Below are 26,117 nucleotides of genomic sequence, written 5' to 3'. Positions count from 1 at the left end.
GGATGGGGGAGTTGTTCGAGGCGATGCTGGCCGCCACGGCGGCGGCCAGCCGGGAGCGGGTGCGCGACAGCGAGGCGTGGACGCTGCACCGGGTCTTCGTCACCGGCCGGCCGCACTGGGAGGCGGTCACCGGGGAGCACGGCCTCACGCTGTGGGTGACCGAGCCGCCGCCGGGGCTGGCGGTTCGGCAGCCGCCCGGCGGTCTGGTCGCGGTGCTCGACGAACTCGTGGACAACGCCGCCTGGCTCTCGGGCGGCAGCACGGTGACGGTGACCGCGTCGGTGGACCCGGACGGGGCCTTCGGCACGGTGGTCGTCACCGACGACGGCACCGGCCTGACCGCCGAGGAGCGGGAGGCGGCCCGCGGCCGGTTCTGGCGGGCGCCGCGCCACCAGAACGTCCGGGGCACCGGGCTGGGCCTGGCGATCATCCACGACGTGGTGGAGGACGTGGGCGGCGAGGTGCGGCTGGAGGAGCGGGCCCCGCACGGGCTGCGGGTGGCGGTGCGGCTGCCGGTGGTGAGGCGGACGGGCGGCTGACACCGCCGCCGGTCACAGCTTCGCGGACCGGAACCAGCCGGCCGCGCCCGGGTGCAGGGCGATGGGCACGGTGGCGGCGGCGGTGCGCGGGTTGATCTGGTACGCCTCGGGCCGGCTCCTGGCGAGCACGTCGGCGCCCTCCACCGTGGTCCGGGTGAAGAACCGCGCCGCGTCCTCGGGGAAGCCGGCGCGCACCGCGATCAGGGTGGGGACGGCCAGGGTCACGGTGGTGGCGACCTCCGGGTAGACGGTGCCGGAGATCGTCACCGGCAGATACTCCCCGGGGTGCGCGGAGCGCATGGCCTCCGCCTCGGCGGCCAGGTCCACGAAGTGCAGCGGCGGCGCGTGCTCCAGCAGCCAGGAGATGGCGGGGGTGGGCATCGCGGTGAGCGAGAACACCGCGTCCACCCGGCCGTCCACCAGCGCCCGGGCGGCCTCCTGCTGGCCGAGGTCGCGGACGTCCACCTCGACCCGGGCGGCGTCCATCAGCCGCTGGCCGGTGAACCGGGTGCCCGAGCCGGGCAGTCCGCAGGCGACCGGCCGCCCGGCGAGGTCGCCGAGGGTGCGCAGCCCGCTGTCCCGCAGCGTGACCAGGTGCACCACCGAGTCGAAGATCCGCAGCAGGGCGGACATCTCACCGTCGTGCGGGCGCAGCACGTCCACGTTGGCGTAGGCGAGGTCGACCTCCTCCGCCAGCAGCAGCCGCAGATTGTCGACCGACGCCTCGGTGAAGACGACCTCCACGGCGTCCCGGCCCAGCGCGTCGTTCCACAGCGCGGCCAGGGCGGCGCCGGATTCGCGGTAGGTGGCGCCGTCGGGTCCGGTGGCGAGCTTGAGCCGGTCGATGCCGAGCACGGGGCCGGCGCCGCACATGCCCGCCGTCAGTCCCAGTGGACCGGCCAGCAGCAGCGCGCGCCTGGAGATCCCGCGCGGCGACCCCAATGTCAGATCAACCCCAAATTCTTTCCCGATGCGTTGCTGCGACGCCTGCTCGCCCGCACTGTGATGCGATCCACAGATTAACAGTCACAGGGATGGACGACCCATGACGAAAGCTCCGGCCGCAAAACCGAAGAAGCGGATCTACCAGCACCTTTACTTCTGGGTGCTGGTCGGCATCAGTATCGGCATCGGCATAGGACTCGCGGCGCCCGGGGTGGGCGCCGACATGAAGTGGCTGGCCGACCTCTTCATCAAGCTGGTGAAGGTGGTGATCGCGCCGACCATCTTCGCCACGGTGGTGGTGGGCATCGCCGGTATGGGCAACCTCGCCAAGGCGGGCGGCCTGGCACTGAAGACGGTGCTGTACTTCAACATCACCACCGTCTTCGCCCTGGCCATCGGCCTGGTCGTGATCAACATCTGGCAGCCGGGCTCCGGTCTCGGCTACGACATCGAGTCCTTCGACACCTCGGCCGCGGACGCCACCATCGAGTCGGCCGGTGCGACCGACTCCGGCTTCTCCGGGTTCGTCCTGGACCTGGTCCCGACCTCCTTCGCCAGCGCGTTCGTCGAGGGCAAGCTGCTCCAGGTGCTGCTGCTGGCCATCCTGGTCGCGGTGGCGCTGAGCATGCTGGGCTCGCGGGCCGAGGGCATGGTGCGCGGTCTGGACACCTTCGCCAAGACCATGTTCGGCGTCATCAAGCTGGTCATGTGGGTCGCGCCGCTGGGCGCCATGGGCGGGATGGCCTTCACCATCGGCGAGCACGGCAGCGCGATCCTGGGCTCGCTGGCCTCGTTCATGATCTCGTTCTGGGTCACCTGTCTGCTGTTCATCACGCTGGTGCTGGGCGTGGTCTGCCGGATGACCGGCTTCAGCCTGGTGAAGTACGTCCGCTACATCAAGGACGAACTGCTCATCGTGCTGGGCACCTCGTCCTCCGAGACCGTGCTGCCGCGCATGATGACCAAGCTGGAGGCGGCCGGTACGCCCAAGCACGTGGTGGGCATGACCATCCCGACCGGGTACTCCTTCAACCTGGACGGCACCGCGATCTACATGTCCATGGGCGCGCTGTTCATCGCGCAGGCCTTCGGCGTGGACGTGTCCATCTGGACCCAGATCGGCCTGCTGGTCTTCATGCTGATCTCCTCCAACGGTGCCGCGGGCGTCTCCGGCGCGGGCCTGGTCACCCTGGCCGCCTCGCTGGCCGCCTTCGACTCGGTGATCCCGGTGGCGGGCATCGCGCTGATCGTCGGCATCGACCGCTTCATGAGCGAGGGCCGCGCGCTGACCAACCTGACCGGCAACGGCATCGGTACGCTGGCGATCGCCCGCTGGACCGGTGACCTGGACCGCGACCGGCTGAAGTACGTGCTGGACAACCCGCAGACCGTCGACGTGGACGAACTCATGAAGCAGGAGGCGCTGGGCGCCACCACTTCGGCCACGGACGCCGCCCGCGGGGAGACCGAGCCGCAGAAGGAGACCGCGGACCGCGGCGCCTGACCTCCCGGTCCCCGGCGGCGGATTTGGGCGGCATCGCCGTACCCGATATCGTGGTGCGGTATGCCTCCGTATGGATGATGTCCGGTTTCCAGCGATCCCGTCCGTCCGCCGCCGGGGGCCACAACCTCTCACTCACTGACCCGGAGAGAGCATGCCTCCCAAGAAGAAGAAGGTCACGGGGCTGATCAAGCTCCAGATCCAGGCCGGCGCCGCCAACCCGGCGCCGCCGGTCGGCCCGGCGCTGGGCCAGCACGGCGTCAACATCATGGAGTTCTGCAAGGCCTACAACGCGGCGACCGAGTCGCAGCGTGGCTGGGTGATCCCGGTGGAGATCACGGTCTACGAGGACCGTTCCTTCACCTTCATCACCAAGACCCCGCCGGCCGCGAAGATGATCCTCAAGGCCGCGGGTGTGGAGAAGGGCTCCGGCGAGCCCCACAAGACCAAGGTCGCCAAGATCACGGCCGCCCAGGTCCGGGAGATCGCCACCACCAAGCTCCCCGACCTCAACGCCAACGACCTGGACGCCGCCTCGAAGATCATCGAGGGCACCGCGCGTTCCATGGGTGTCACCGTCGAGGGCTGAGCCCCGTACCACCGTGGCAGGGCCAGGCGCTGGCCCGGACCACGACTCCGCAGCATCAGCATTTGAGGAGCAGCAGTGAAGCGCAGCAAGAACTACCGCGGCGCGGACGCCAAGATCGACCGGGAGCGGCTGTACGCCCCCCTGGAGGCCGTCCGGCTCGCCAAGGAGACCTCTTCGCAGAAGTTCGACGCGACCGTCGAGGTCGCCATGCGGCTGGGTGTCGACCCCCGCAAGGCGGACCAGATGGTGCGTGGCACCGTGAACCTCCCGCACGGCACCGGCAAGACCGCCCGGGTCCTGGTCTTCGCGACCGGTGACCGTGCCGCGGCCGCGGAAGCCGCCGGCGCCGACATCGTCGGCTCGGACGAACTGATCGACGAGGTCTCCAAGGGCCGCCTGGACTTCGACGCCGTGGTGGCGACCCCGGACCTGATGGGCAAGGTCGGCCGGCTGGGCCGCGTGCTCGGTCCGCGTGGTCTGATGCCGAACCCGAAGACCGGCACCGTCACCCCGGATGTCGCCAAGGCCGTCACCGAGATCAAGGGCGGCAAGATCGAGTTCCGGGTGGACAAGCACGCCAACCTCCACTTCATCATCGGCAAGGCGTCCTTCTCCGACGCCCAGCTGGTGGAGAACTACGCCGCGGCCCTCGAAGAGGTCACCCGGCTGAAGCCGGCCGCCGCCAAGGGCCGGTACGTGAAGAAGGCGACCTTCACCACCACCATGGGCCCCGGCGTTCCCGTCGACCCCAACCGCACCCGCAACCTCCTGGAGGAGGAGCCCGCCGTCTGATCGTGACGGCCGGCCGGTCGCAGGTACGGCAAAGGCCCGTCCCAGCTCTGTCACAGAGCCGGGACGGGCCTCTTGCATGACAGTCCTACCGGTTAGTGTCGGTTGGGTAAAGCGAGTTCCAACCGATTGTGGGGGATGACATGCGTCCCGTTCGCAAGGCACTGCTGGGAGTCGCCACCGCGGCGCTGCTGGCCGGCACGGCGGCATGCGGCAGCGACAACGGCGGTTCGGACGCCCAGGGCAACGGCGGCGACAACGAGGCCGGCTCCGGCACCTCCGCGCGCAGTGCCTTCGAGGCGCTGACGGCGGCGGCACAGACCACCGAGGAGATCACCTCGGCCGATGTCGTCACCGTCAGCCGGCAGGCCGGTAGCGAGGCGGTCCTCGACGGAACGCTGTCCTGGGCGGACGGTATCGAGATGACCGCGGTGATGACCGGCGACGAGTTCGGCTCCGCGCTCGGCGGCTCCGGCGAGGTCGACGTCGTGTGGGTCGACGGCGTGATGTACATGAACCTGGGCCCGCAGTTCGCCGCCGAGGCGGACGGCCGGCCGTGGATGGCCATGGACCTGGTGGCTCTCCTGGAGGAGGCGGGCGAGGACGCGCTGGGCACCGTGCTGTCCACCTCCATGGACCAGGGCGCGCAGAGCCCGGCCGAGCAGATGGCGATGCTGCTGGAGTCCGAGGACGTCGAGTGGATCGGCGAGGAGGAGCTGGACGGCGCCACCGTCAACCACTACAAGGGCACCCTGGCGATCGAGGACGTCTACGAGCTCCAGGGCACCTTCGACGGGCTGAGCGAGGAGGAGCGCGCCTCCCTGCTCGACCTGCTGAGCGAGCAGGGCACCGAGTTCTACGAGCTGGAGGTCTGGCTCAACGAGGACGACTTCCCGGTCAAGGTGAGCCAGTCCTACGACACCGCGATGGGCCCGGCCGAGCAGGAGACCACCTACAGCAACTTCGGTGCCGAGGTGAACGCGGAGGCCCCGCCGGCCGGTGAGGTCGTCGACTTCGTGGAGCTGCTGCAGATGATGGGCGCCGGCATCTGAGGTCCGCCGCGGGCAGCCGATTTGCCTGACCCGAACGTGTTCGCGTAATCTTCCACGGAAGCCAAAGACCGCTGGTTGTCGCCGTGTCTCCGGACAGGGTGGCCGAAGGATCCGCTGATCGCGGGCGACCTGCGCAGGTGACTGTGGAAGACCGTGTTCTCGAAGTCTGCCCCGTGCGCCTGCGCCGGGGCGTTTGTTGTGTACAGCCCCTTCCGTGCGGTCCGACATCCCGGAAGGAGGGCCGAGGTTCATGGCGAGCCCCGACAAGGTCACAGCCGTCGCGGAGATCAAGGAGAAGTTCGAGAACTCCAACGCGGCGGTTGTCACCGCGTACACCGGTCTCACCGTGGCGCAGCTGAAGGACCTGCGCCGTTCTCTCGGTGAGAACACTCAGTACCACGTGACGAAGAACACGCTGACCAAGATCGCGGCCAACGAGGCCGGGATCGCGGAGCTGGACGAGCACCTCACGGGCTCGACGGCGGTCGCCTTCATCACCGGTGACCCGGTGGAGGCGGCGAAGGGTCTGCGCGACTTCGCGAAGGCCAACCCCGCCCTGGTGATCAAGGGCGGTGTTCTCGACGGCAACGCGCTCAGCGCCGACGAGATCAACAAGCTCGCGGACCTCGAGTCCCGCGAGGTGCTGCTCGCCAAGCTGGCCGGCAACATGAAGGCGTCCATGGCCAAGGCCGCGGCGACCTTCCAGGCCCCGCTCACGGAGTTCGTCCGCACCATGGACGCGCTGCGCGAGAAGGTCGAGCAGGGCGGTGCCGGTACGCCGGCTCCCGCCGAGGCCGAGTCCGCCGAGTAATCACGGCGTTCGGTCACAGCGGGCCCGCGAACGCCCGCCGAGAAACATCATCCCGGCACCAGCCGACTTAGTGGAAGGACCGCCCACCATGGCGACCAAGCTGACCCAGGAAGAGCTGCTGGAGCAGTTCGAGGACCTGACCCTGATCGAGCTCTCCGAGCTGGTCAAGGCGTTCGAGGAGAAGTTCGACGTCAAGGCCGCCGCCCCGGCCGCCGTTGCCGTCGCCGCCCCCGGTGGTGCCGGTGGCGCCGCCGAGGCCGCCGAGGAGAAGGACGAGTTCGACGTCGTCCTGACCGGCGCCGGTGACAAGAAGATCCAGGTCATCAAGGTCGTGCGTGAGCTGACCTCGCTGGGCCTGAAGGAGGCCAAGGACCTGGTCGACAACGCGCCGAAGCCGGTTCTGGAGAAGGTCGCGAAGGACGCCGCGGAGAAGGCCAAGGAGTCCCTCGAGGGCGCCGGCGCCTCCGTCGAGGTCAAGTGACCTACCGGGTCTGCTGACCCGCTGATCCTCCGGGGTCACCCTGAGTCCACATGACTCAACCGAGGGCGATCACCCAGTCGGGTGGTCGCCCTTCGGCGTTGTGGTGACGACTTGGCCACCTGACGCGATCGGCAGGTATGGTGATCTTCGGTTGTCGACAGGCCCTTCGGGGGCCTTGACGAACTGCTCCCGGCACGCGATTCTCAGGTCGCGTCGCACATCGGTCCCTGAATCGAGGCATGGATCGCTGGCGAAGCGGGAAAGGTTGCGGCAGACGGGTCCGCACCCGGCGACCGAGGCAGCCGGAAGCGGGCGCGAGGGTACAGCGAGGGTGGCGCCTTGTTGGTGTGGCGGAGGCATTGGACATCAGTGGGTCTTGTGACTACACTGACCCTTTGCGCTGCCTAGCTGCCTCCTGCCCGTCACCAGGGGGGCGGGTATGCGCGCAGAGAGTCCGAGCCCTCGGAAGGACCCCCTCTTGGCCGCCTCGCGCAATGCCTCGACAACCAGTACGACTAATGGCACCAGCACCGCACCACTGCGTGTCTCTTTTGCGAAGATCAAGGAGCCTCTCGAGGTTCCGAACCTTCTGGCGCTGCAAACCGAGAGCTTTGACTGGCTGCTCGGCAACGACGCCTGGAAGGGTCGCGTCGAGGCCGCGCTGGAGAGTGGGCAGGACGTCCCCACCAAGTCCGGTCTGGAGGAGATCTTCGAGGAGATCTCCCCGATCGAGGACTTCTCCGGGTCGATGTCCCTGACTTTCCGCGACCACCGGTTCGAGCCGCCGAAGAACTCCATCGAGGAGTGCAAGGAGCGCGACTTCACCTACGCCGCGCCGCTCTTCGTCACCGCCGAGTTCACCAACAACGAGACCGGCGAGATCAAGTCCCAGACGGTCTTCATGGGCGACTTCCCGCTCATGACCGACAAGGGCACCTTCTGCATCAACGGCACCGAGCGTGTCGTCGTCACGCAGCTGGTCCGTTCCCCCGGCGCCTACTTCGACAGCACGATCGACAAGACGTCGGACAAGGACCTCTTCTCCGCCAAGATCATCCCGTCCCGGGGTGCCTGGCTGGAGATGGAGATCGACAAGCGCGACATGGTCGGCGTGCGCATCGACCGCAAGCGCAAGCAGTCCGTCACCGTGCTGCTGAAGGCCCTCGGCTGGACCTCCGACCAGATCCTGGAGGAGTTCGGCGAGTACGAGTCGATGCGGGCCACCCTGGAGAAGGACCACACCCAGGGCCAGGACGACGCGCTGCTGGACATCTACCGCAAGCTCCGTCCGGGCGAGCCGCCGACCCGCGAGGCCGCGCAGACCCTGCTGGAGAACCTGTACTTCAACCCGAAGCGGTACGACCTGGCCAAGGTCGGCCGGTACAAGATCAACAAGAAGCTGGGCGGCGACGAGCCGCTGGACGCCGGCGTCCTCACGGTCGAGGACATCGTCGCCACGATCAAGTACCTGGTCCGGCTGCACGCCGGTGAGACCGAGACCGTCTCCCCCAGCGGGCGGACGATCATCGTCGAGACCGACGACATCGACCACTTCGGCAACCGCCGCCTGCGCAACGTCGGCGAGCTGATCCAGAACCAGATCCGCACCGGTCTGGCCCGGATGGAGCGGGTGGTCCGCGAGCGCATGACCACGCAGGACGTCGAGGCCATCACGCCGCAGACGCTGATCAACATCCGGCCGGTCGTCGCCTCCATCAAGGAGTTCTTCGGCACCAGCCAGCTGTCGCAGTTCATGGACCACACCAACCCGCTCTCCGGGCTGACCCACAAGCGTCGCCTCAACGCGCTGGGCCCCGGTGGTCTGAGCCGTGAGCGGGCCGGTCTGGAAGTCCGTGACGTGCACCCCTCGCACTACGGCCGCATGTGCCCCATCGAGACCCCCGAAGGCCCGAACATCGGTCTGATCGGCTCGCTGGCGGCGTTCGCGCGGATCAACGCCTTCGGTTTCGTGGAGACCCCGTACCGCAAGGTCGTCGACGGTGTGGTCACCGACGAGGTGAACTACCTGACCGCCGACGAGGAGGACCGCTTCGTCATCGCGCAGGCCAACGCCAAGCTGACCGACGACTACCGGTTCGCCGAGGCCCGCGTCCTGGTGCGCCGCCGTGGCGGGGAGATCGACTACATCCCCGGCAGCGAGGTCGACTACATGGACGTCTCGCCGCGCCAGATGGTGTCGGTCGCGACCGCCATGATCCCGTTCCTGGAGCACGACGACGCCAACCGCGCGCTCATGGGCTCGAACATGATGCGCCAGGCGGTGCCGCTGATCAACGCCGAGGCGCCGCTGGTCGGCACCGGCATGGAGTACCGCTGCGCCACCGACGCGGGCGATGTCATCCGGGCCGAGCAGAACGGCGTCATCTCCGACGTCTCCGCCGACTACGTGACCATCGCCAACGACGACGGCACCCACGTCACGCACCGGCTGTCGAAGTTCACCCGCTCCAACCAGGGCACCTGCGTCAACCAGAAGGTCCTGGTCGAGGAGAACGAGCGCGTGGTGGCCGGCCAGGTCATCGCCGACGGCCCCTCCACCGACCGCGGTGAGATGGCGCTCGGCAAGAACCTGCTGGTCGCGTTCATGCCGTGGGAGGGCTACAACTACGAGGACGCGATCATCCTCTCCCAGCGTCTGGTGCAGGACGACGTCCTCTCCTCGATCCACATCGAGGAGCACGAGGTCGACGCCCGCGACACCAAGCTGGGCCCCGAGGAGATCACCCGGGACATCCCGAACGTCTCCGAGGAGGTGCTCGCCGACCTGGACGACCGCGGCATCATCCGCATCGGTGCCGAGGTCGAGGCCGGCGACATCCTGGTCGGCAAGGTCACCCCGAAGGGCGAGACCGAGCTGACCCCCGAGGAGCGGCTGCTGCGCGCGATCTTCGGCGAGAAGGCCCGCGAGGTGCGTGACACCTCGCTGAAGGTGCCGCACGGCGAGACCGGCAAGGTCATCGGGGTGCGCGTCTTCGACCGCGACGAGGGCGACGAGCTGCCCCCGGGCGTCAACCAGCTGGTGCGGGTGTACGTCGCGCAGAAGCGCAAGATCACCGACGGCGACAAGCTGGCCGGCCGGCACGGCAACAAGGGTGTCATCTCCAAGATCCTCCCCGTCGAGGACATGCCCTTCCTGGAGGACGGCACCCCGGTCGACATCATCCTCAACCCGCTGGGTGTCCCCTCCCGGATGAACCCCGGCCAGGTGCTGGAGATCCACCTCGGGTGGCTCGCCTCGCAGGGCTGGAAGGTGGAGGGCACCGAGGAGGAGTGGCAGCAGCGGCTCGCCGCGATCGGCGCCGACGAGGTCGCCCCCGGCACCAACGTCGCCACCCCGGTGTTCGACGGTGCCCGCGAGGACGAGATGGCCGGGCTCTTCGAGTCCACCATCCCCAACCGCGACGGCGACCGGCTGGTGCTGCCCACCGGCAAGGCCCGGATGTACGACGGCCGCTCCGGCGAGCCGTTCCCGGACCCGATCTCGGTCGGCTACATGTACATCCTCAAGCTGCACCACCTGGTCGACGACAAGCTGCACGCCCGCTCGACCGGTCCGTACTCCATGATCACCCAGCAGCCGCTCGGCGGTAAGGCCCAGTTCGGTGGCCAGCGCTTCGGTGAGATGGAGGTGTGGGCCCTGGAGGCGTACGGCGCCGCCTACGCGCTCCAGGAGCTGCTGACCATCAAGTCCGACGACGTGACCGGCCGCGTGAAGGTCTACGAGGCCATCGTCAAGGGCGAGAACATCCCCGAGCCCGGCATTCCCGAGTCCTTCAAGGTGCTCATCAAGGAGATGCAGTCGCTCTGCCTCAATGTGGAGGTGCTGTCCTCGGACGGTATGTCCATCGAGATGCGTGACACCGATGAGGACGTCTTCCGCGCGGCGGAGGAGCTTGGCATCGACCTGTCCCGGCGCGAGCCGAGCAGCGTCGAAGAGGTCTGACGGGCCCGACCGGAAGGGCCCGCGCCCTTCCGGTCCCCCCACCCGGACCCCGACAGACCATTGACTCACGACACTGAGAGGGATTGACGAGAGTGCTCGACGTCAACTTCTTCGACGAACTGCGGATCGGCCTGGCCACCGCTGACGACATCCGTCAGTGGTCTCACGGCGAGGTCAAGAAGCCGGAGACCATCAACTACCGCACCCTCAAGCCCGAGAAGGACGGCCTCTTCTGCGAGAAGATCTTCGGCCCGACCCGGGACTGGGAGTGCTACTGCGGCAAGTACAAGCGCGTCCGCTTCAAGGGCATCATCTGTGAGCGCTGCGGCGTCGAGGTGACCCGCGCCAAGGTGCGCCGTGAGCGGATGGGCCACATCGAGCTGGCCGCTCCCGTCACCCACATCTGGTACTTCAAGGGCGTGCCCTCGCGGCTCGGCTACCTGCTGGACCTGGCGCCGAAGGACCTGGAGAAGGTCATCTACTTCGCCGCGTACATGATCACGTACGTGGACGAGGAGCGCCGCACCCGGGACCTGCCCTCGCTGGAGGCGCACGTCTCCGTCGAGCGCCAGCAGATCGAGCAGCGCCGCGACGCCGACCTGGAGGCCCGCGCCAAGAAGCAGGAGTCGGACCTCGCCGAGCTGGAGGCCGAGGGCGCCAAGGCGGACGTCCGCCGCAAGGTGCGCGAAGGCGCCGAGCGGGAGATGAAGCAGCTGCGCGACCGCGCCCAGCGCGAGATCGACCGCCTGGACGAGGTGTGGAACCGCTTCAAGAACCTCAAGGTCCAGGACCTGGAGGGCGACGAGCTGCTCTACCGTGAGCTGCGCGACCGCTTCGGCACCTACTTCGACGGCTCGATGGGCGCCGCGGCGCTCCAGAAGCGCCTGGAGACCTTCGACCTCGACGAGGAGGCCGCCCGGCTGCGGGAGATCATCCGCACCGGCAAGGGCCAGAAGAAGACCCGCGCCCTCAAGCGGCTGAAGGTCGTCTCCGCGTTCCTCCAGACCAGCAACAGCCCCAAGGGCATGGTGCTGGACTGCGTCCCGGTGATCCCGCCGGACCTGCGTCCGATGGTGCAGCTGGACGGTGGCCGCTTCGCGACCTCCGACCTGAACGACCTGTACCGCCGGGTCATCAACCGGAACAACCGCCTCAAGCGGCTGCTCGACCTCGGTGCCCCCGAGATCATCGTGAACAACGAGAAGCGGATGCTGCAGGAGGCCGTCGACGCGCTGTTCGACAACGGCCGCCGCGGCCGGCCGGTCACCGGTCCCGGCAACCGTCCGCTGAAGTCGCTGTCCGACATGCTCAAGGGCAAGCAGGGCCGCTTCCGGCAGAACCTGCTGGGCAAGCGCGTCGACTACTCGGCCCGTTCCGTGATCGTCGTCGGCCCCCAGCTGAAGCTGCACCAGTGCGGTCTGCCCAAGGCGATGGCGCTGGAGCTGTTCAAGCCGTTCGTGATGAAGCGCCTGGTCGACCTGAACCACGCGCAGAACATCAAGTCGGCCAAGCGCATGGTCGAGCGCCAGCGCACCGTGGTGTACGACGTCCTCGAAGAGGTCATCGCCGAGCACCCGGTGCTGCTGAACCGCGCCCCGACCCTGCACCGGCTGGGCATCCAGGCCTTCGAACCGCAGCTGGTCGAGGGCAAGGCCATCCAGATCCACCCGCTGGTGTGCACCGCCTTCAACGCGGACTTCGACGGCGACCAGATGGCCGTCCACCTGCCGCTGTCGGCGGAGGCGCAGGCCGAGGCCCGCATCCTGATGCTGTCCTCGAACAACATCCTCAAGCCGGCCGACGGCCGGCCGGTGACCATGCCCACCCAGGACATGGTGCTGGGCCTGTTCTTCCTCACCACCGACGAGGAGGAGCGGGAGGTCCGCGGCGAGGGCCGGTCCTTCGCGTCCACCGCCGAGGCGATCATGGCGTTCGACGCCGGGGAGCTGTCGCTCCAGGCGAAGATCGACATCCGCTTCCCGATCGGCTCGGTGCCGCCCCGGGGCTGGACCCCGCCGGCCCCGGCCGAGGGCGAGGCCGAGTGGCAGCCGGGCGACAGCTTCCGGATGCGCACCACCCTGGGCCGCGCGCTCTTCAACGAGCTGCTGCCCGAGGACTACCCGTTCGTCGACGGCTCGGTGGGCAAGAAGCAGCTCTCCCAGATCGTCAACGACCTGGCCGAGCGCTACCCCAAGGTCGTCGTCGCCGCCACCCTGGACAACCTGAAGTCCGCCGGTTACTACTGGGCGACCCGCTCCGGTGTCACCGTCGCGGTCTCCGACATCGTCGTTCCCGATGCCAAGAAGCAGATCATCGCGAACTACGAGGCCCAGGACGAGAAGATCCAGAAGCAGTACGAGCGCGGTCTGATCACCAAGGACGAGCGCACGCAGGAGCTCATCGCGATCTGGACCAAGGCGACCAACGAGGTCGCCGAGACCATGAACGAGAACTTCCCGAAGACCAACCCCATCTTCATGATGGTGGACTCCGGGGCCCGCGGAAACATGATGCAGATGCGTCAGATCGCGGGTATGCGTGGTCTGGTGTCCAACGCGAAGAACGAGACCATCCCGCGTCCGATCAAGGCGTCCTTCCGCGAGGGCCTGTCCGTGCTGGAGTACTTCATCTCCACGCACGGTGCCCGTAAGGGTCTGGCGGACACCGCCCTGCGTACCGCCGACTCCGGGTACCTCACCCGGCGTCTGGTGGACGTCTCGCAGGACGTCATCATCCGCGAGGAGGACTGCGGCACCGAGCGCGGCCTCAAGCTGGACATCGCGGCCAAGGGTGCCGACGGTGTGCTGCGCAAGGCCGACAACGTCGAGTCCAGCGTGTACGCGCGCTGCCTCGCCGAGGAGATCGTCGTCGACGGCAAGGTGCTGGCCCCGGCCGGTACCGACCTGGGCGACGTGCTCATCGACGAGCTGGTGCGGCACGGCGTCCAGACGGTCAAGACCCGCTCCGTGCTCACCTGTGAGTCGGCGGTCGGCACCTGCGCCATGTGCTACGGGCGTTCGCTGGCCACCGGCAAGCTGGTGGACATCGGCGAGGCGGTCGGCATCATCGCCGCCCAGTCGATCGGTGAGCCCGGTACCCAGCTGACGATGCGGACCTTCCACACCGGTGGTGTGGCGGGTGAGGACATCACCCAGGGTCTGCCGCGTGTGGTCGAGCTGTTCGAGGCCCGCCAGCCCAAGGGTGTCGCGCCGATCTCCGAGTCGGCCGGCCGGGTGCGCATCGAGGAGACCGAGAAGACCAAGAAGGTCATCGTCACGCCGGACGACGGCACCGACGAGACCTCCTACCCGGTCTCCAAGCGGACCCGTCTGCTGGTCGGCGAGGGCGATCACGTGGTGGTCGGCCAGCCGCTGACCCTCGGTGCGGCCAACCCGCACGACGTGCTGCGGATCCTGGGCCAGCGCGCCGTCCAGATCTACCTGGTCGGCGAGGTCCAGAAGGTCTACAACTCGCAGGGTGTGGCCATCCACGACAAGCACATCGAGATCATCGTCCGGCAGATGCTGCGCCGGGTGACGATCATCGAGTCGGGCGACGCGGAGCTGCTGCCCGGTGAGCTGGTGGAGCGCTCGAAGTTCGAGAGCGAGAACCGCCGCGTGGTGGCGGAGGGCGGTCACCCGGCCTCCGGCCGTCCGCAGCTGATGGGGATCACCAAGGCGTCGCTGGCCACCGAGTCGTGGCTGTCGGCGGCGTCCTTCCAGGAGACGACCCGGGTGCTCACCGACGCGGCGATCAACGCCAAGTCGGACTCCCTGATCGGCCTCAAGGAGAACGTGATCATCGGTAAGCTCATCCCGGCCGGTACGGGCCTGGCCCGGTACCGCAACATCCGGGTGGAGCCGACCGAGGAGGCGAAGGCGGCGATGTACTCGGCTGTCGGCTACGACGACATCGACTACTCCCCCTTCGGCACGGGCTCCGGCCAGGCGGTTCCGCTGGAGGACTACGACTACGGCCCCTACCAGGGCTGAGCCGGTCGTACGCGCGCATGCCGGGCGGCTTCCCCTTCGGGGGGAGCCGCCCGGCGGCGTATGCGGGGGCGGGCGGTGTCAGCGGACGGTGTCGCCGAGGGTGGCGGGGGCCGCGTCGGAGGCGAGGAAGTCGGCCATGGTGTCCTCGCGCATCGCCTGCCACAGCGGGGCCGCGGCTTCCTCGTCGAGGAGGACGACGGACTGCCCGGCGACCATGGCGGTGCCGCTCACCGGGGCGTTCATGAAGGCGATGTCGGCGGCGCGCACCGCGCGCAGCTCCCAGGCGAGGTCGCGCAGATCGCCGTTGCTGAGCCGGTCGTCGACGCTGATCACCTCGCCGATGGTGTCCAGCAGCCCGGTGAGCCGGCCGGGGTCGGTGAGGGTGCCGGCGGACAGGGTCTGGGAGAGCAGGGCGCGCAGGAAGTTCTGCTGGCGGCGGGTGCGGTCGAGATCGCCCTCGGGGAGGGACGTGCGTTCGCGGACGTACTCCAGCGCTGCCGTCCCGTCCAGGCGGGTGCCGTCGACGGTGACGCCGCCGACCGCGTCGGTGAGGGCGCGGAAGCCGGTCCAGTCGATGACCGCGAGATGGTCGATCCGCAGCCCGGTGAGGTTCTGGACGGTCTCCACCATCAGCGCCGGGCCGCCCCAGGAGTAGGCGGCGTTCAGCTTGGCCTCGCCGTGGCCGGGGATCTCGGTCCAGGTGTCGCGGGGGAGGGAGACCAGGGAGGCGGTCTTCCGGTCGGCGGCGATCTGGAGCAGCATCATGGTGTCGCTGCGGGCGGCGCCGGCCTGCCAGCCGGGGACGCCGTCGGGGGATTCCGCCGTGGTGGGGGTGGTGCGGGCGTCCAGGCCGACCAGCAGGTAGAGCTGGGCGTCGGCGGCCTCGGGGGCGCGGGCGGGCTGTCGCGCCTCGGGGAGGGTGGGCAGGGCGTCGGGGATGCGGTCGATGCTGGACAGGGCCTGCTCGGTGCGGTGGTAGAGCCAGCCGGCACCGGCGAGGAGGGCGAGAAGGCCGGCGGCGAGCACGGCGAGCAGTACGCGGGGCCAGCGGCGGCGTCGGGGGCGCGGGGCCGGTGTGCCGGCGGTTATCTCCCCGGCCGGCTCCGTACGGGTGTCCATGGAGCAAGTGTGCGGTACATCACAGGAATTCCCCGGGGTGTCGGTGGCCGGAGAGAGTGGTTTTGACCGTTGGCCGTGGGGTAGGTACGCTCAGACCTTGTGCCTGGGGTGTTCCGTGCGCTCTTTTTCGCGGGGCGTCAGTCGGAACTCCGGGATCTGCGTTCTCTTCCCGCGCTCTCGCGGGGGTCATGCAGTCTCCGACACGCCCGACCGCGTGGGTCGGTCGCCGTGTTCCAGGTTAGCTTGACGAGTCGGCACACAGAACTGGAGAAATGGTGCCAACGATCCAGCAGCTGGTCCGCAAGGGCCGGCAGGACAAGGTCGAGAAGAACAAGACGCCCGCGCTCAATGGGTCCCCCCAGCGCCGTGGCGTCTGCACGCGTGTGTTCACCACTACGCCGAAGAAGCCGAACTCGGCGCTGCGCAAGGTGGCCCGTGTGAAGCTCAGCAGCGGGATCGAGGTCACCGCCTACATCCCGGGCGAGAACCACAACCTTCAGGAGCACTCCATCGTGCTGGTGCGCGGTGGCCGTGTGAAGGACCTGCCGGGTGTCCGTTACAAGATCATCCGTGGTTCGCTGGACACCCAGGGTGTCCGCAACCGCAAGCAGGCCCGCAGCCGCTACGGCGCCAAGAAGGAGAAGTAAGCAATGCCTCGTAAGGGCCCTGCCCCGAAGCGCCCGGTCCACGTCGACCCGGTCTACGGCTCTCCTCTGGTGACCTCCCTGATCAACAAGGTGCTGCTGAACGGCAAGCGCTCCACCGCCGAGCGCATCGTCTACGGCGCCATGGAGGGTCTGCGGGACAAGACCGGCAACGACCCGGTCATCACGCTGAAGCGTGCCCTGGAGAATGTGAAGCCGACCCTCGAGGTCCGCTCCCGCCGGGTCGGTGGCGCCACCTACCAGGTGCCGGTCGAGGTGCGTCCCGGCCGTTCCTCCACCCTCGCGCTGCGCTGGCTCGTGGGCTACTCGCGGGCACGCCGCGAGAAGACCATGACCGAGCGCCTGATGAACGAACTGCTCGACGCCTCCAACGGCCTCGGCGCGTCCGTCAAGAAGCGCGAGGACACCCACAAGATGGCCGAGTCCAACAAGGCCTTCGCGCACTACCGCTGGTAGTCGCTTCCCCATCGAGACCGAGAGAACTGAAGCCTTATGGCTACCACTTCACTTGACCTGGCCAAGGTCCGCAACATCGGGATCATGGCCCACATCGACGCGGGCAAGACGACGACCACCGAGCGCATCCTGTTCTACACCGGTGTGAGCTACAAGATCGGTGAAGTCCACGACGGTGCTGCCACGATGGACTGGATGGCGCAGGAGCAGGAACGCGGCATCACGATCACGTCCGCCGCGACCACCTGTCACTGGCCGCTCGATGGCGTCGACCACACCATCAACATCATTGACACCCCCGGTCACGTCGACTTCACGGTCGAGGTGGAGCGTTCGCTGCGCGTGCTCGACGGCGCGGTCACGGTCTTCGATGGTGTCGCGGGTGTGGAGCCGCAGTCCGAGACCGTCTGGCGGCAGGCGGACCGGTACGGCGTACCGCGGATCTGCTTCGTCAACAAGCTCGACCGCACCGGCGCGGACTTCCTGCGTTGCGTGGACATGATCGTGGACCGGCTGAACGCCGTGCCGCTGGTCATGCAGCTCCCCATCGGGGCCGAGGCGGACTTCAAGGGCGTCATCGACCTCGTGAAGAACAAGGCCCTGGTCTGGTCCGAGGACACGAAGCTGGGCGAGATGTACGACACCGTCGACATCCCGGCCGACTACGTGGAGCAGGCCGAGGAGTACCGGGCCAAGCTGATCGAGGCCGTCGCGGAGAACGACGAGGAGGTCATGGAGCTGTACCTGGAGGGCGAGGAGCCCACCGAGGAGCAGCTGTATGCCGCCATCCGCCGGATCACCCTGGCCTCCACCGGTGGCGCCGACGCGACCACCGTCACCCCGGTCTTCTGCGGTACCGCGTTCAAGAACAAGGGCGTGCAGCCCCTGCTGGACGCCGTGGTGCGTTACCTGCCCACGCCGCTGGACATCGAGGCCGTCGAGGGTCACTCCCCGAAGGACCCCGAGGAGGTCGTCACCCGGAAGCCTTCGGAGGACGAGCCGCTGGCGGCCCTGGCGTTCAAGATCGCCAGCGACCCGCACCTCGGCAAGCTGACCTTCATCCGGGTCTACTCCGGCGTCCTGACCGCGGGCACCCAGGTGCTCAACTCGGTCAAGGGCCGCAAGGAGCGCATCGGCAAGATCTACCGCATGCACGCCAACAAGCGTGAGGAGATCGAGCGGGTGGGCGCCGGCGACATCGTCGCGGTGATGGGTCTGAAGCAGACCACCACCGGTGAGACGCTGTCCGACGCGACCCACCAGGTCATCCTGGAGTCGATGGACTTCCCGGCCCCGGTCATCGAGGTCGCCATCGAGCCCAAGACCAAGGGTGACCAGGAGAAGCTGGGTGTCGCCATCCAGCGGCTGGCCGAGGAGGACCCGTCCTTCCAGGTCGCCACCAACGAGGACACCGGCCAGACCATCATCAAGGGGATGGGCGAGCTCCACCTCGACGTGCTGGTCGACCGGATGCGCCGTGAGTTCAAGGTCGAGGCCAACGTCGGCAAGCCGCAGGTCGCCTACCGGGAGACCCTGCGGAAGGTCGTCGAGAAGCACGACTACACGCACAAGAAGCAGACCGGTGGCTCCGGCCAGTTCGCCAAGGTCCAGATCTCCCTGGAGCCTCTGGAGGGCGACGGCTACGAGTTCGAGAACAAGGTCACCGGTGGCCGCATCCCCAAGGAGTACATCCCTTCGGTGGACGCGGGCGCCCAGGAAGCGATGGAGTTCGGCGTGCTCGCCGGCTACCCGCTGACGGGTGTCAAGGTGATCCTGCTCGACGGTGCGTACCACGACGTGGACTCCTCCGAGATGGCCTTCAAGACCGCCGGTATCCAGGCGTTCAAGGAGGCCGCGCGGAAGGCCGGTCCGGTGCTGCTGGAGCCTCTGATGGCCGTCGAGGTCACCACGCCCGAGGACTACATGGGCGATGTGATCGGTGACCTGAACTCCCGCCGTGGCCAGATCCAGGCCATGGAGGACCGTAGTGGCGCCAAGGTCGTCAAGGCCCTGGTTCCGCTGTCGGAGATGTTCGGGTACGTCGGCGACCTGCGCAGCAAGACCTCGGGTCGCGCGAGCTACAGCATGCAGTTCGATTCCTACGGTGAGGTTCCGCGGAACGTCGCCGAGGAGATCATCGCGAAGGCCAAGGGCGAATAACCCTTAAGCTGGAGCACCACGGTATAGGGGGCATTTCGCCCCCGCACCAGCCCTGATAAGCGAACTGGTCTAGGGCGTCCCCCTAGGGGTCCTGGCCGGTTCGGTACGACCACCTGGAACCCCCGCACCGTGCGGGGGCGTACAGCACCAGTCCACAGGAGGACCCCAGTGGCGAAGGCGAAGTTCGAGCGGACTAAGCCGCACGTCAACATCGGCACCATCGGTCACATCGACCACGGTAAGACCACTCTTACCGCGGCGATCACCAAGGTGCTGCACGACGCGTACCCCGACCTGAACGAGGCCTCGGCCTTCGACCAGATCGACAAGGCTCCCGAGGAGCGCCAGCGCGGTATCACCATCTCCATCGCGCACGTCGAGTACCAGACGGAGAGCCGGCACTACGCTCACGTCGACTGCCCGGGTCACGCCGACTACATCAAGAACATGATCACCGGTGCTGCCCAGATGGACGGCGCCATCCTGGTCGTGGCCGCCACCGACGGCCCGATGCCGCAGACCAAGGAGCACGTGCTCCTGGCCCGCCAGGTCGGCGTTCCGTACATCGTTGTCGCCCTGAACAAGGCCGACATGGTGGACGACGAGGAGATCCTGGAGCTCGTCGAGCTCGAGGTCCGGGAGCTGCTCAACGAGTACGAGTTCCCCGGCGACGACACCCCGGTCGTGAAGGTCTCCGCGCTGAAGGCGCTGGAGGGCGACAAGGAGTGGGGTCAGTCCGTCCTCGACCTGATGAAGGCCGTCGACGAGGCCATCCCGCAGCCCGAGCGTGACGTGGACAAGCCGTTCCTGATGCCGATCGAGGACGTCTTCACGATCACCGGTCGCGGTACGGTCGTCACCGGCCGTATCGAGCGTGGTGTCCTGAAGGTCAACGAGACCGTCGACATCATCGGCATCAAGGAAGAGAAGACCACCACCACGGTGACCGGGATCGAGATGTTCCGGAAGCTGCTGGACGAGGGTCAGGCCGGTGAGAACGTCGGTCTGCTGCTCCGCGGTGTCAAGCGCGAGGACGTCGAGCGCGGCCAGGTCATCATCAAGCCGGGCTCGGTCACCCCGCACACGGAGTTCGAGGCGACGGCGTACATCCTGTCGAAGGACGAGGGTGGCCGTCACACCCCGTTCTTCAACAACTACCGTCCGCAGTTCTACTTCCGTACCACCGACGTGACCGGTGTGGTGACCCTCCCCGAGGGCACCGAGATGGTCATGCCGGGCGACAACACCGAGATGAGCGTCCAGCTGATCCAGCCGGTCGCCATGGAGGAAGGCCTGAAGTTCGCCATCCGTGAGGGTGGCCGGACCGTCGGCGCCGGCCAGGTCACCAAGATCAAGAAGTGACCTGAGTCCTACCCGCGCACCGGGGCCCGTTTCCACCGCATGGTGGGGGCGGGCCCCGGTCGTGTGTGCGGAAGGGTAAGCCGTTCGGCGCGTATTTCGACCGTTCGCCGAGTGTCCGGGTCCTGGTCGCTGTGGGGTGAGTGTGACCCTCCTTACATTTGGGGCCGCTCAGCCCCCGACCGACCCACAGGAGCCCGTCGATGACGACGACGCAACCCGTTCCCGATGCCGGCGAACCGCCCGGCGATGACCTGGAAACCCGCTCGGTCACGATGCACGACGACCCCCGGTTCCAGGAACTGCGCGCCCGGTTGCTGCGCTTCGTGGTGCCGGCCAGCATTTCGTTCTTTCTCTTTTATCTGCTGTACGTCCTGATGACCGGCTACGCGCGTGGCGTGATGTCGACCAAGGTGATCGGCAGCGTCAATGTGGCGCTGGTCTTCGGGCTGCTGCAGTTCGTGATGACGTTCGGTATCGCGATCCTTTACTCCCGGTACGCCAATCGCCGGCTCGATCCGCTGGCGGACGAGCTGCGTGAGGAACTCGACGGGGAGGCGCGGTCATGAATCTGGCAGCCGAGGTGTCCGCCGAAGGCCGGCTGATCACCATCATCCTGTTCACCCTGATGACGGCCGCCACCTTGTGGGTCACGATCCGGGCCGGGCGCCAGACGAAGTCGGCGGCCGACTTCCACTCCGGCGGCCGGTCGTTCTCCGGCTTGCAGAACGGTCTGGCGATCGGAAGCGACTACATGTCGGCCGCGTCCTTCCTCGGGATCGCCGGCATGATCGCGCTGTTCGGCTACGACGGCTTCCTGTACTCCATCGGTTTCCTGGTGGCCTGGCTGGTGGCGCTGCTGCTGGTGGCCGAGCTGCTGCGGAACTCCGGCCGGTTCACGATGGCGGACGTCCTGTCGTACCGCATGAAGCAGCGGCCGGTACGCACCGCCGCCTCGGTCTCCACGCTCACGGTGTCGATCTTCTACCTGCTGGCGCAGATGGTCGGCGCGGGCGCCCTGGTGGCACTGCTGCTGGGGATCTCGCCGGGTGAGACGTATCTGGGCATGAGCGCCGACGTGGCGAAGGTCGTCGGCATCGTCACCGTGGGGCTGCTGATGATCGCCTACGTGACGTTCGGCGGGATGAAGGGCACGACCTGGGTGCAGATCATCCAGGCCGTGGTGCTGATGTCCGGCGCGGCCCTGCTGTGCCTGCTGGTGCTGGCCATCTACGACTTCAACCCGGCCTCGCTGATGAACGACGCCGCGAGGGCCAGCGGTGTCGGGGACGTGTTCCTGGAGCCCGGTCAGCGGTACGGGGTGGAGGTGGCGGGTGACGCCTGGCAGACCATGGTGAACAAGCTGGACCTGATCAGTCTGGGCCTCGCCCTGGTGCTGGGGACGGCCGGTCTGCCGCACATCCTGATCCGCTTCTACACGGTTCCGGACTCCAAGGCGGCGCGGAAGTCCGTCAACTGGGGCATCGGGCTGATCGGCACCTTCTACGTCTTCACCCTGATCCTGGGCTTCGGTGCGGCGGCCGTGGTGGGCAGCCAGGCGATCACCGCGCAGGACGCGGCGGGCAACGCGGCGGCACCCCAGCTGGCGGAGGCAGTGGGCATCCATTTCGGTGGCGACTTCCTGGGTGCCGTGCTGCTGGCCCTGATCGCGGCGGCCGCGTTCGCGGCCATTCTGTCGACGGTGGCGGGCCTCACCATCGCCTCGTCGTCCTCGCTGGCGCACGACTTCTACAACAGCGTGCTGCGGCGGGGCAAGGCGAGTGAGCAGGAGGAGGTGCGTGTGGCGCGGTTCGCGGCGGCCGGGGTCGGTGTGGTGGCCGTGGTGCTGGCGATCTTCGCGCAGAGCCTGAACGTGGCGTTCCTGGTGAGTCTCGCGTTCGCCATCGCGGCGTCGGCCAATCTGCCGACGATCCTGCTCAGCCTGTTCTGGAAGCGGTTCAACACGGCGGGCGCGCTGGCCGGCATCTACGGCGGTCTGATCAGCGCGGTGGGCCTGGTGTTCTTCTCGCCGGTGGTGTCGGGGAAGGTCAACGCGGCGGGGGAGAGCGCCTCGCTGTTCCCCAAGGGGGTGGACTTCTCCTGGTTCCCGCTGGAGAACCCGGGGCTGGTGTCGATCCCGCTGGGCCTGCTGTGCGCGATCGTCGGCACGCTGATGTCGAAGGAGCGGGACGACGCGAAGTTCGCCCGGCTCCAGGTGCGCGCGCTGACGGGGGCCGGCGCGGAGCGGGCGGCGAAGCACTGAGACGGTCCGGAAGCACCTGACGTGCACCTGACTTTCCCTAGCTAGCCGGGCGCTTCCCCGCAAGTCCGGCACCCCGATGCCCGGGGGTCCGAGTCAACGCTCGGACCCCCGGGCATCTTTCATCCGATCAAGTGAACCAGTTGAACTCCTGTTATTCCTGAGGTGCTGATGGCGTCACCTTCCGGGACAACGCTGCCTCGCGTGTCCTCATCCTCCACAAGCCGGGACGGCAGACCCGGCGGGGCCCCGCCCCGCACCGGGCCCCCACGGACGGCGGTCCGCGAGCGCCGCAAAGAGACCCTGCTGGCCTGGGTCTTCCTCGCTCCCTCGCTGATCGTCTTCGCGCTGTTCCTGCTCTATCCGCTGGGCCGGACCGTCTATCTGTCGATGCACGGCAACGACATCATCGGCCGCCCCACCCGCTTCGTCGGCCTCGACCACTTCTCCGAACTGCTGACGGCCGACTTCGGCAAGGTCCTGGTCACCACCTTGCTGTTCACCTTGCTGGTGGTCGTCCCCGGGGTGCTGGGCGCGCTCGCCGTGGTGCTGCTGCTGGAGTCCGGCATCCGGGGGCAGCGGTTCTTCCGCAGCGCCTTCGCCCTGCCGTTCGCCTTCTCGGTGGCCAGCGCCTCGGTGATCTTCGCGGTCTTCTACAACCCGGCCTCCGGCGTCCTCAACGGCATCCTGTACGAGCTGGGCCTCGGCCAGGTGAAATGGCTGAACTCCACCGACTGGTCGCTGATCTCGGTCAGCCTCACCACCGTGTGGATGAACCTCGGCTACGGCGTGCTGGTGCTGGCCGCGGGGGTCGGCTCCATCCCGCGCGAGGTGAACGAGGCCGCGCTGCTGGACGGCGCGACGGGCGGCCGGCGGGCCTGGCACATCACGGTGCCGCTGCTGGGGCCGCAGCTGTTCTTCCTCGCGGTGATCTCCACGATCAACGCCCTCCAGAGCTTCGGCCAGATCCACATCCTCACCCAGGGCGGCCCGGTCGGCTCGACCACCACCCTGGTCTATTCGATCTACGAGTACGCCTTCGCGTACGGCACCAGCGACTTCGGCCGGGCCAGTGCGCAGGCGCTGGTGCTGCTGCTGATGGTCCTCGGCTGTACGGCGCTCCAGTTCGGCGTCATCGAGCGGAAGGTGCACTACTCATGAGCGCGCGGGTGGTGGCGGGGCGGATCGCCCTGTACGCGGTGCTGCTGCTGGCCCTGGTCCCGGTGCTGTTCCCGGTGTACTACGTGTTCGCCGGAACGTTCATGCAGCCCAGGGAGCTGGCGACCTTCCCGCCGCAGCTGGTGCCCACCGGGTTCCACCTGGACAACATCCAGCGGGTCCTGGACGCGGTACCGCTGGTGCGGATGTACGGCAACTCGCTGCTGATGGCCGGGATCATCACCCTCGCCCAGCTGATCACCTCGGTACTGGCGGCTTACGCCTTCGTCTTCCTGCGGTTCCGGTTCAGCGCCATCGTCTTCGCGCTGTTCCTGTCCACGCTGATGGTGCCCTCCGAGTCGACGATCATCCCCAACTATCTGACGCTGTCCGACTGGGGCCTGCACAACACGGTCACCGGCCTGGTGCTGCCGTTCCTCGCCTACGCGTTCGGCACCTTCCTGCTGCGGCAGAGCTTCAGACAGTTCCCCACCGAACTGCGCGACGCCGCCCGGGTGGACGGCATGGGACACCTGCGCTTCATCCGGACCGTCCTGCTGCCACTGTCCAAACCGACCCTGAGCGCGGTGGGCGTCTACGTCTTCATCACCTCCTGGAACATGTACTTCTGGCCGCTGATCATGACGCGCACCACCGAGATGCAGACGCTTCAGATCGGCCTCAACTCCCTGCGCAACGCCGAGTCCGCCAACCCCGGACTCTGGCTGGCCGGCGCCGCCCTGTCGGTGCTCCCCACCCTGGCGCTGGTGCTCTTCGGGCAGCGCTTCATCGTCCGCGGACTCACCGCGGGCGCAGTCAAGTGATGATGGGAACCCCACGGATCATGAGAAGAACCCGTACCCGTACCGCGCTGGTGGCCGGCGCCGCGGCCCTGTGTCTGAGCATCACCGCGTGCGGCGGCGACAGCGAGGGCGGCGGCTCGCTGAGCGCCCCGGGCCCCGAGGCGCTGGAAGACCAGGACGGCCCCGTGCAGGTGGAGTTCTGGCACAGCATGGACAGCACCAACGGCCAGGTGCTGAACGGCCTGATCGAGGAGTTCAACGCCGAGAACGAGGGCCGGATCAAGGTCACCGGCTCCTTTCAGGGCGACTACGACACCACCCTGGCGCAGCACCGCGCGGCCATCCAGCAGGGCAACACCGCCAACATCGTGCAGATCTACGACCTGGGCACCCAGTTCATGATCGACTCGGGGCAGACCGTGCCGGCCCAGTCGTTCGTCGACAAGGACGGCTACGACACCGGCCCGATCGAGGACGCGCTGCTCAACTACTTCACCGTCGACGGCGAGCTGCGGTCCTTCCCGTTCAACAACTCCACCCCGCTCATGTACATCAACAAGGACGCCTTCGAGGAGGCGGGCCTGGACCCCGAGCAGCCGCCGAAGGACCTGGCCGGGATCCGGGAGTACGCCGAGGCGCTCACCGTCCGGGGCGCGAACGGCCAGGTGGAGCGGTACGGGTTCGGCGCCGCCGTGTACGGCTGGTTCATCGAGCAGTTCATGGCCCGCGCCGCCGTCCCCTACTGCGACAGCGGCAACGGCCGCGAGGGCCGGGCCACCGAGGTCCTCTTCGACGACCCGAACGTGGTCGAACTGGTCGAGTGGTGGCAGGGCATGATCGACGACGAACTCGCCGCGCCGCTCGGCCGCGGCACCGACGACGCGCAGGCCGCCTTCACCTCCGGCCGGGCCGCGATGACCCTGGAGTCCACCGGCGCCATGGGCGGCTTCCTGGAACAGTCCGGCTTCGAGGTCGGCGCGGGCTTCTTCCCGCTCATCCACGCGGACGACCCGGCCGGCTCGATCATCGGCGGCGCCTCGCTGTGGATCAACGGCGCCGGACACAGCGACGCCGAGACCCGCGCCTCCTGGGAGTTCGTGCAGTTCCTGCTGACCCCCGCCGCCCAGTCCAAGTGGCACGCCGGCACCGGCTACCTGTCGGTGAACACCGAGGGCTACGACGGCCCCGAGGCCAGCGAGCGGGCCGCCCAGTACCCGCAGTTCTCGGTCGCCGCCGACCAGCTGGCCGGCTCCGAGACCAACGTCAACACCGCCGGCTGCATGATGGGCGTCATGTCCGAGGCCCGGGTGGCGGCCGAGGAAGCCTGGGAAGCGGCCCTGGTCACCGACACCCCGGCGGCCGACGCGCTGAGCGCCGGCACCGACAAGGTGAGCCGCAAGATCGAGGAGTACAACGCCTCGGTCGGCTGACCCGGCACCGCCCGCACCGCGTGGCCGCCCCCGTACCGCGGGGG

20 protein-coding genes are annotated in these 26,117 nt (G+C 68.1%); 18 read left to right on the top strand and 2 right to left on the bottom strand.

All coding sequences use genetic code 11. The annotated features are described in order from the left end of the window. A partial coding sequence (locus ACFV5N_RS08200; RefSeq protein WP_385595708.1) for a sensor histidine kinase occupies window positions 1–539 on the top strand: 539 nt, incomplete at its 5' end. A 12-nt stretch (window positions 540–551) separates the two neighbouring features. Here the strand turns inward: ACFV5N_RS08200 and ACFV5N_RS08195 are convergent. Next, the gene (locus ACFV5N_RS08195) at window positions 552–1,481 is read right to left on the bottom strand and encodes a TAXI family TRAP transporter solute-binding subunit (protein ID WP_385595705.1); all 930 of its coding nucleotides are present in this window, start codon (window positions 1,479–1,481) and stop codon (window positions 552–554) included. A gap of 103 nt (window positions 1,482–1,584) precedes the next feature. Between ACFV5N_RS08195 and dctA the strand changes: the two genes are divergently transcribed. The 8 genes from dctA to ACFV5N_RS08155 all read left to right on the top strand — a co-directional run bounded on the left by dctA (window position 1,585) and on the right by ACFV5N_RS08155 (window position 14,663). Further along, window positions 1,585–2,988, top strand: coding sequence for a C4-dicarboxylate transporter DctA (gene dctA / locus ACFV5N_RS08190; protein WP_385595702.1), 1,404 nt, complete (start codon window positions 1,585–1,587; stop codon window positions 2,986–2,988). A 151-nt stretch (window positions 2,989–3,139) separates the two neighbouring features. Further along, window positions 3,140–3,574, top strand: a complete 435-nt coding sequence (rplK, locus tag ACFV5N_RS08185) for a 50S ribosomal protein L11 (RefSeq protein ID WP_019433391.1) — start codon at window positions 3,140–3,142, stop codon at window positions 3,572–3,574. A gap of 75 nt (window positions 3,575–3,649) precedes the next feature. After that, entirely contained in the window at window positions 3,650–4,366 is a 717-nt protein-coding gene (gene rplA / locus ACFV5N_RS08180) for a 50S ribosomal protein L1 (protein ID WP_019433392.1), read from the top strand. Window positions 4,367–4,506: 140 nt separating this feature from the next. Next, window positions 4,507–5,415 (top strand): hypothetical protein, encoded by a 909-nt coding sequence (locus tag ACFV5N_RS08175; protein WP_385595697.1) that lies wholly within the window; start codon window positions 4,507–4,509, stop codon window positions 5,413–5,415. A gap of 250 nt (window positions 5,416–5,665) precedes the next feature. Next, entirely contained in the window at window positions 5,666–6,226 is a 561-nt protein-coding gene (gene rplJ / locus ACFV5N_RS08170; protein ID WP_385595694.1) for a 50S ribosomal protein L10, read from the top strand. 88 nt (window positions 6,227–6,314) lie between these two features. Continuing rightward, on the top strand, window positions 6,315–6,707 hold the full coding sequence (rplL, locus tag ACFV5N_RS08165; protein WP_385595691.1) for a 50S ribosomal protein L7/L12: 393 nt from the start codon (window positions 6,315–6,317) through the stop codon (window positions 6,705–6,707). A 478-nt stretch (window positions 6,708–7,185) separates the two neighbouring features. Then, window positions 7,186–10,671, top strand: a complete 3,486-nt coding sequence (rpoB, locus tag ACFV5N_RS08160; protein WP_385595688.1) for a DNA-directed RNA polymerase subunit beta — start codon at window positions 7,186–7,188, stop codon at window positions 10,669–10,671. A gap of 92 nt (window positions 10,672–10,763) precedes the next feature. Continuing rightward, the gene (locus ACFV5N_RS08155) at window positions 10,764–14,663 is read left to right on the top strand and encodes a DNA-directed RNA polymerase subunit beta' (RefSeq protein ID WP_385595711.1); all 3,900 of its coding nucleotides are present in this window, start codon (window positions 10,764–10,766) and stop codon (window positions 14,661–14,663) included. Between the two features lie 78 nt (window positions 14,664–14,741). Here ACFV5N_RS08155 and ACFV5N_RS08150 read toward each other — a convergent pair whose 3' ends face one another. Beyond that, window positions 14,742–15,782, bottom strand: coding sequence for an LCP family protein (locus ACFV5N_RS08150; protein WP_385595685.1), 1,041 nt, complete (start codon window positions 15,780–15,782; stop codon window positions 14,742–14,744). 275 nt (window positions 15,783–16,057) lie between these two features. Here ACFV5N_RS08150 and rpsL point away from each other — a divergent pair, with 275 nt between their 5' ends. The 9 genes from rpsL to ACFV5N_RS08105 all read left to right on the top strand — a co-directional run bounded on the left by rpsL (window position 16,058) and on the right by ACFV5N_RS08105 (window position 26,073). After that, complete coding sequence (gene rpsL, locus ACFV5N_RS08145; RefSeq protein WP_026047363.1) at window positions 16,058–16,429, top strand: 30S ribosomal protein S12; 372 nt, start codon at window positions 16,058–16,060, stop codon at window positions 16,427–16,429. Window positions 16,430–16,432: 3 nt separating this feature from the next. Beyond that, entirely contained in the window at window positions 16,433–16,903 is a 471-nt protein-coding gene (rpsG, locus tag ACFV5N_RS08140) for a 30S ribosomal protein S7 (RefSeq protein WP_019433399.1), read from the top strand. 36 nt (window positions 16,904–16,939) lie between these two features. Further along, a complete protein-coding gene (fusA, locus tag ACFV5N_RS08135; RefSeq protein WP_385595682.1) occupies window positions 16,940–19,063 on the top strand; it encodes an elongation factor G in 2,124 nt (707 codons plus the stop codon). 168 nt (window positions 19,064–19,231) lie between these two features. After that, complete coding sequence (tuf, locus tag ACFV5N_RS08130) at window positions 19,232–20,425, top strand: elongation factor Tu (RefSeq protein ID WP_385595679.1); 1,194 nt, start codon at window positions 19,232–19,234, stop codon at window positions 20,423–20,425. Between the two features lie 200 nt (window positions 20,426–20,625). After that, the gene (locus ACFV5N_RS08125) at window positions 20,626–20,991 is read left to right on the top strand and encodes a DUF485 domain-containing protein (RefSeq protein WP_385595676.1); all 366 of its coding nucleotides are present in this window, start codon (window positions 20,626–20,628) and stop codon (window positions 20,989–20,991) included. Continuing rightward, window positions 20,988–22,685 carry a cation acetate symporter gene (locus ACFV5N_RS08120; protein ID WP_385595674.1) on the top strand — a complete coding sequence of 566 codons (1,698 nt, stop codon included), beginning with the start codon at window positions 20,988–20,990 and terminating at the stop codon, window positions 22,683–22,685. Before ACFV5N_RS08125 ends, ACFV5N_RS08120 begins: the two co-directional genes overlap by 4 nt. 201 nt (window positions 22,686–22,886) lie before the next feature. Then, window positions 22,887–23,843, top strand: a complete 957-nt coding sequence (locus tag ACFV5N_RS08115) for a carbohydrate ABC transporter permease (RefSeq protein WP_385595671.1) — start codon at window positions 22,887–22,889, stop codon at window positions 23,841–23,843. Continuing rightward, window positions 23,840–24,664 carry a carbohydrate ABC transporter permease gene (locus tag ACFV5N_RS08110; RefSeq protein ID WP_385595668.1) on the top strand — a complete coding sequence of 275 codons (825 nt, stop codon included), beginning with the start codon at window positions 23,840–23,842 and terminating at the stop codon, window positions 24,662–24,664. The genes ACFV5N_RS08115 and ACFV5N_RS08110 overlap by 4 nt, the downstream gene beginning before the upstream one ends. A 20-nt stretch (window positions 24,665–24,684) precedes the next feature. Beyond that, window positions 24,685–26,073, top strand: coding sequence for an ABC transporter substrate-binding protein (locus ACFV5N_RS08105; RefSeq protein WP_385595665.1), 1,389 nt, complete (start codon window positions 24,685–24,687; stop codon window positions 26,071–26,073). Window positions 26,074–26,117: the final 44 nt, after the last annotated feature.

Source organism: Streptomyces sp. NPDC059853, from assembly GCF_042731495.1.
Classification (GTDB): Bacteria; Actinomycetota; Actinomycetes; order Streptomycetales; family Streptomycetaceae; genus Streptomyces.
Note: the sequence above shows the minus strand (reverse complement) of the source record. Positions and strands in the feature narration are given on the sequence as shown.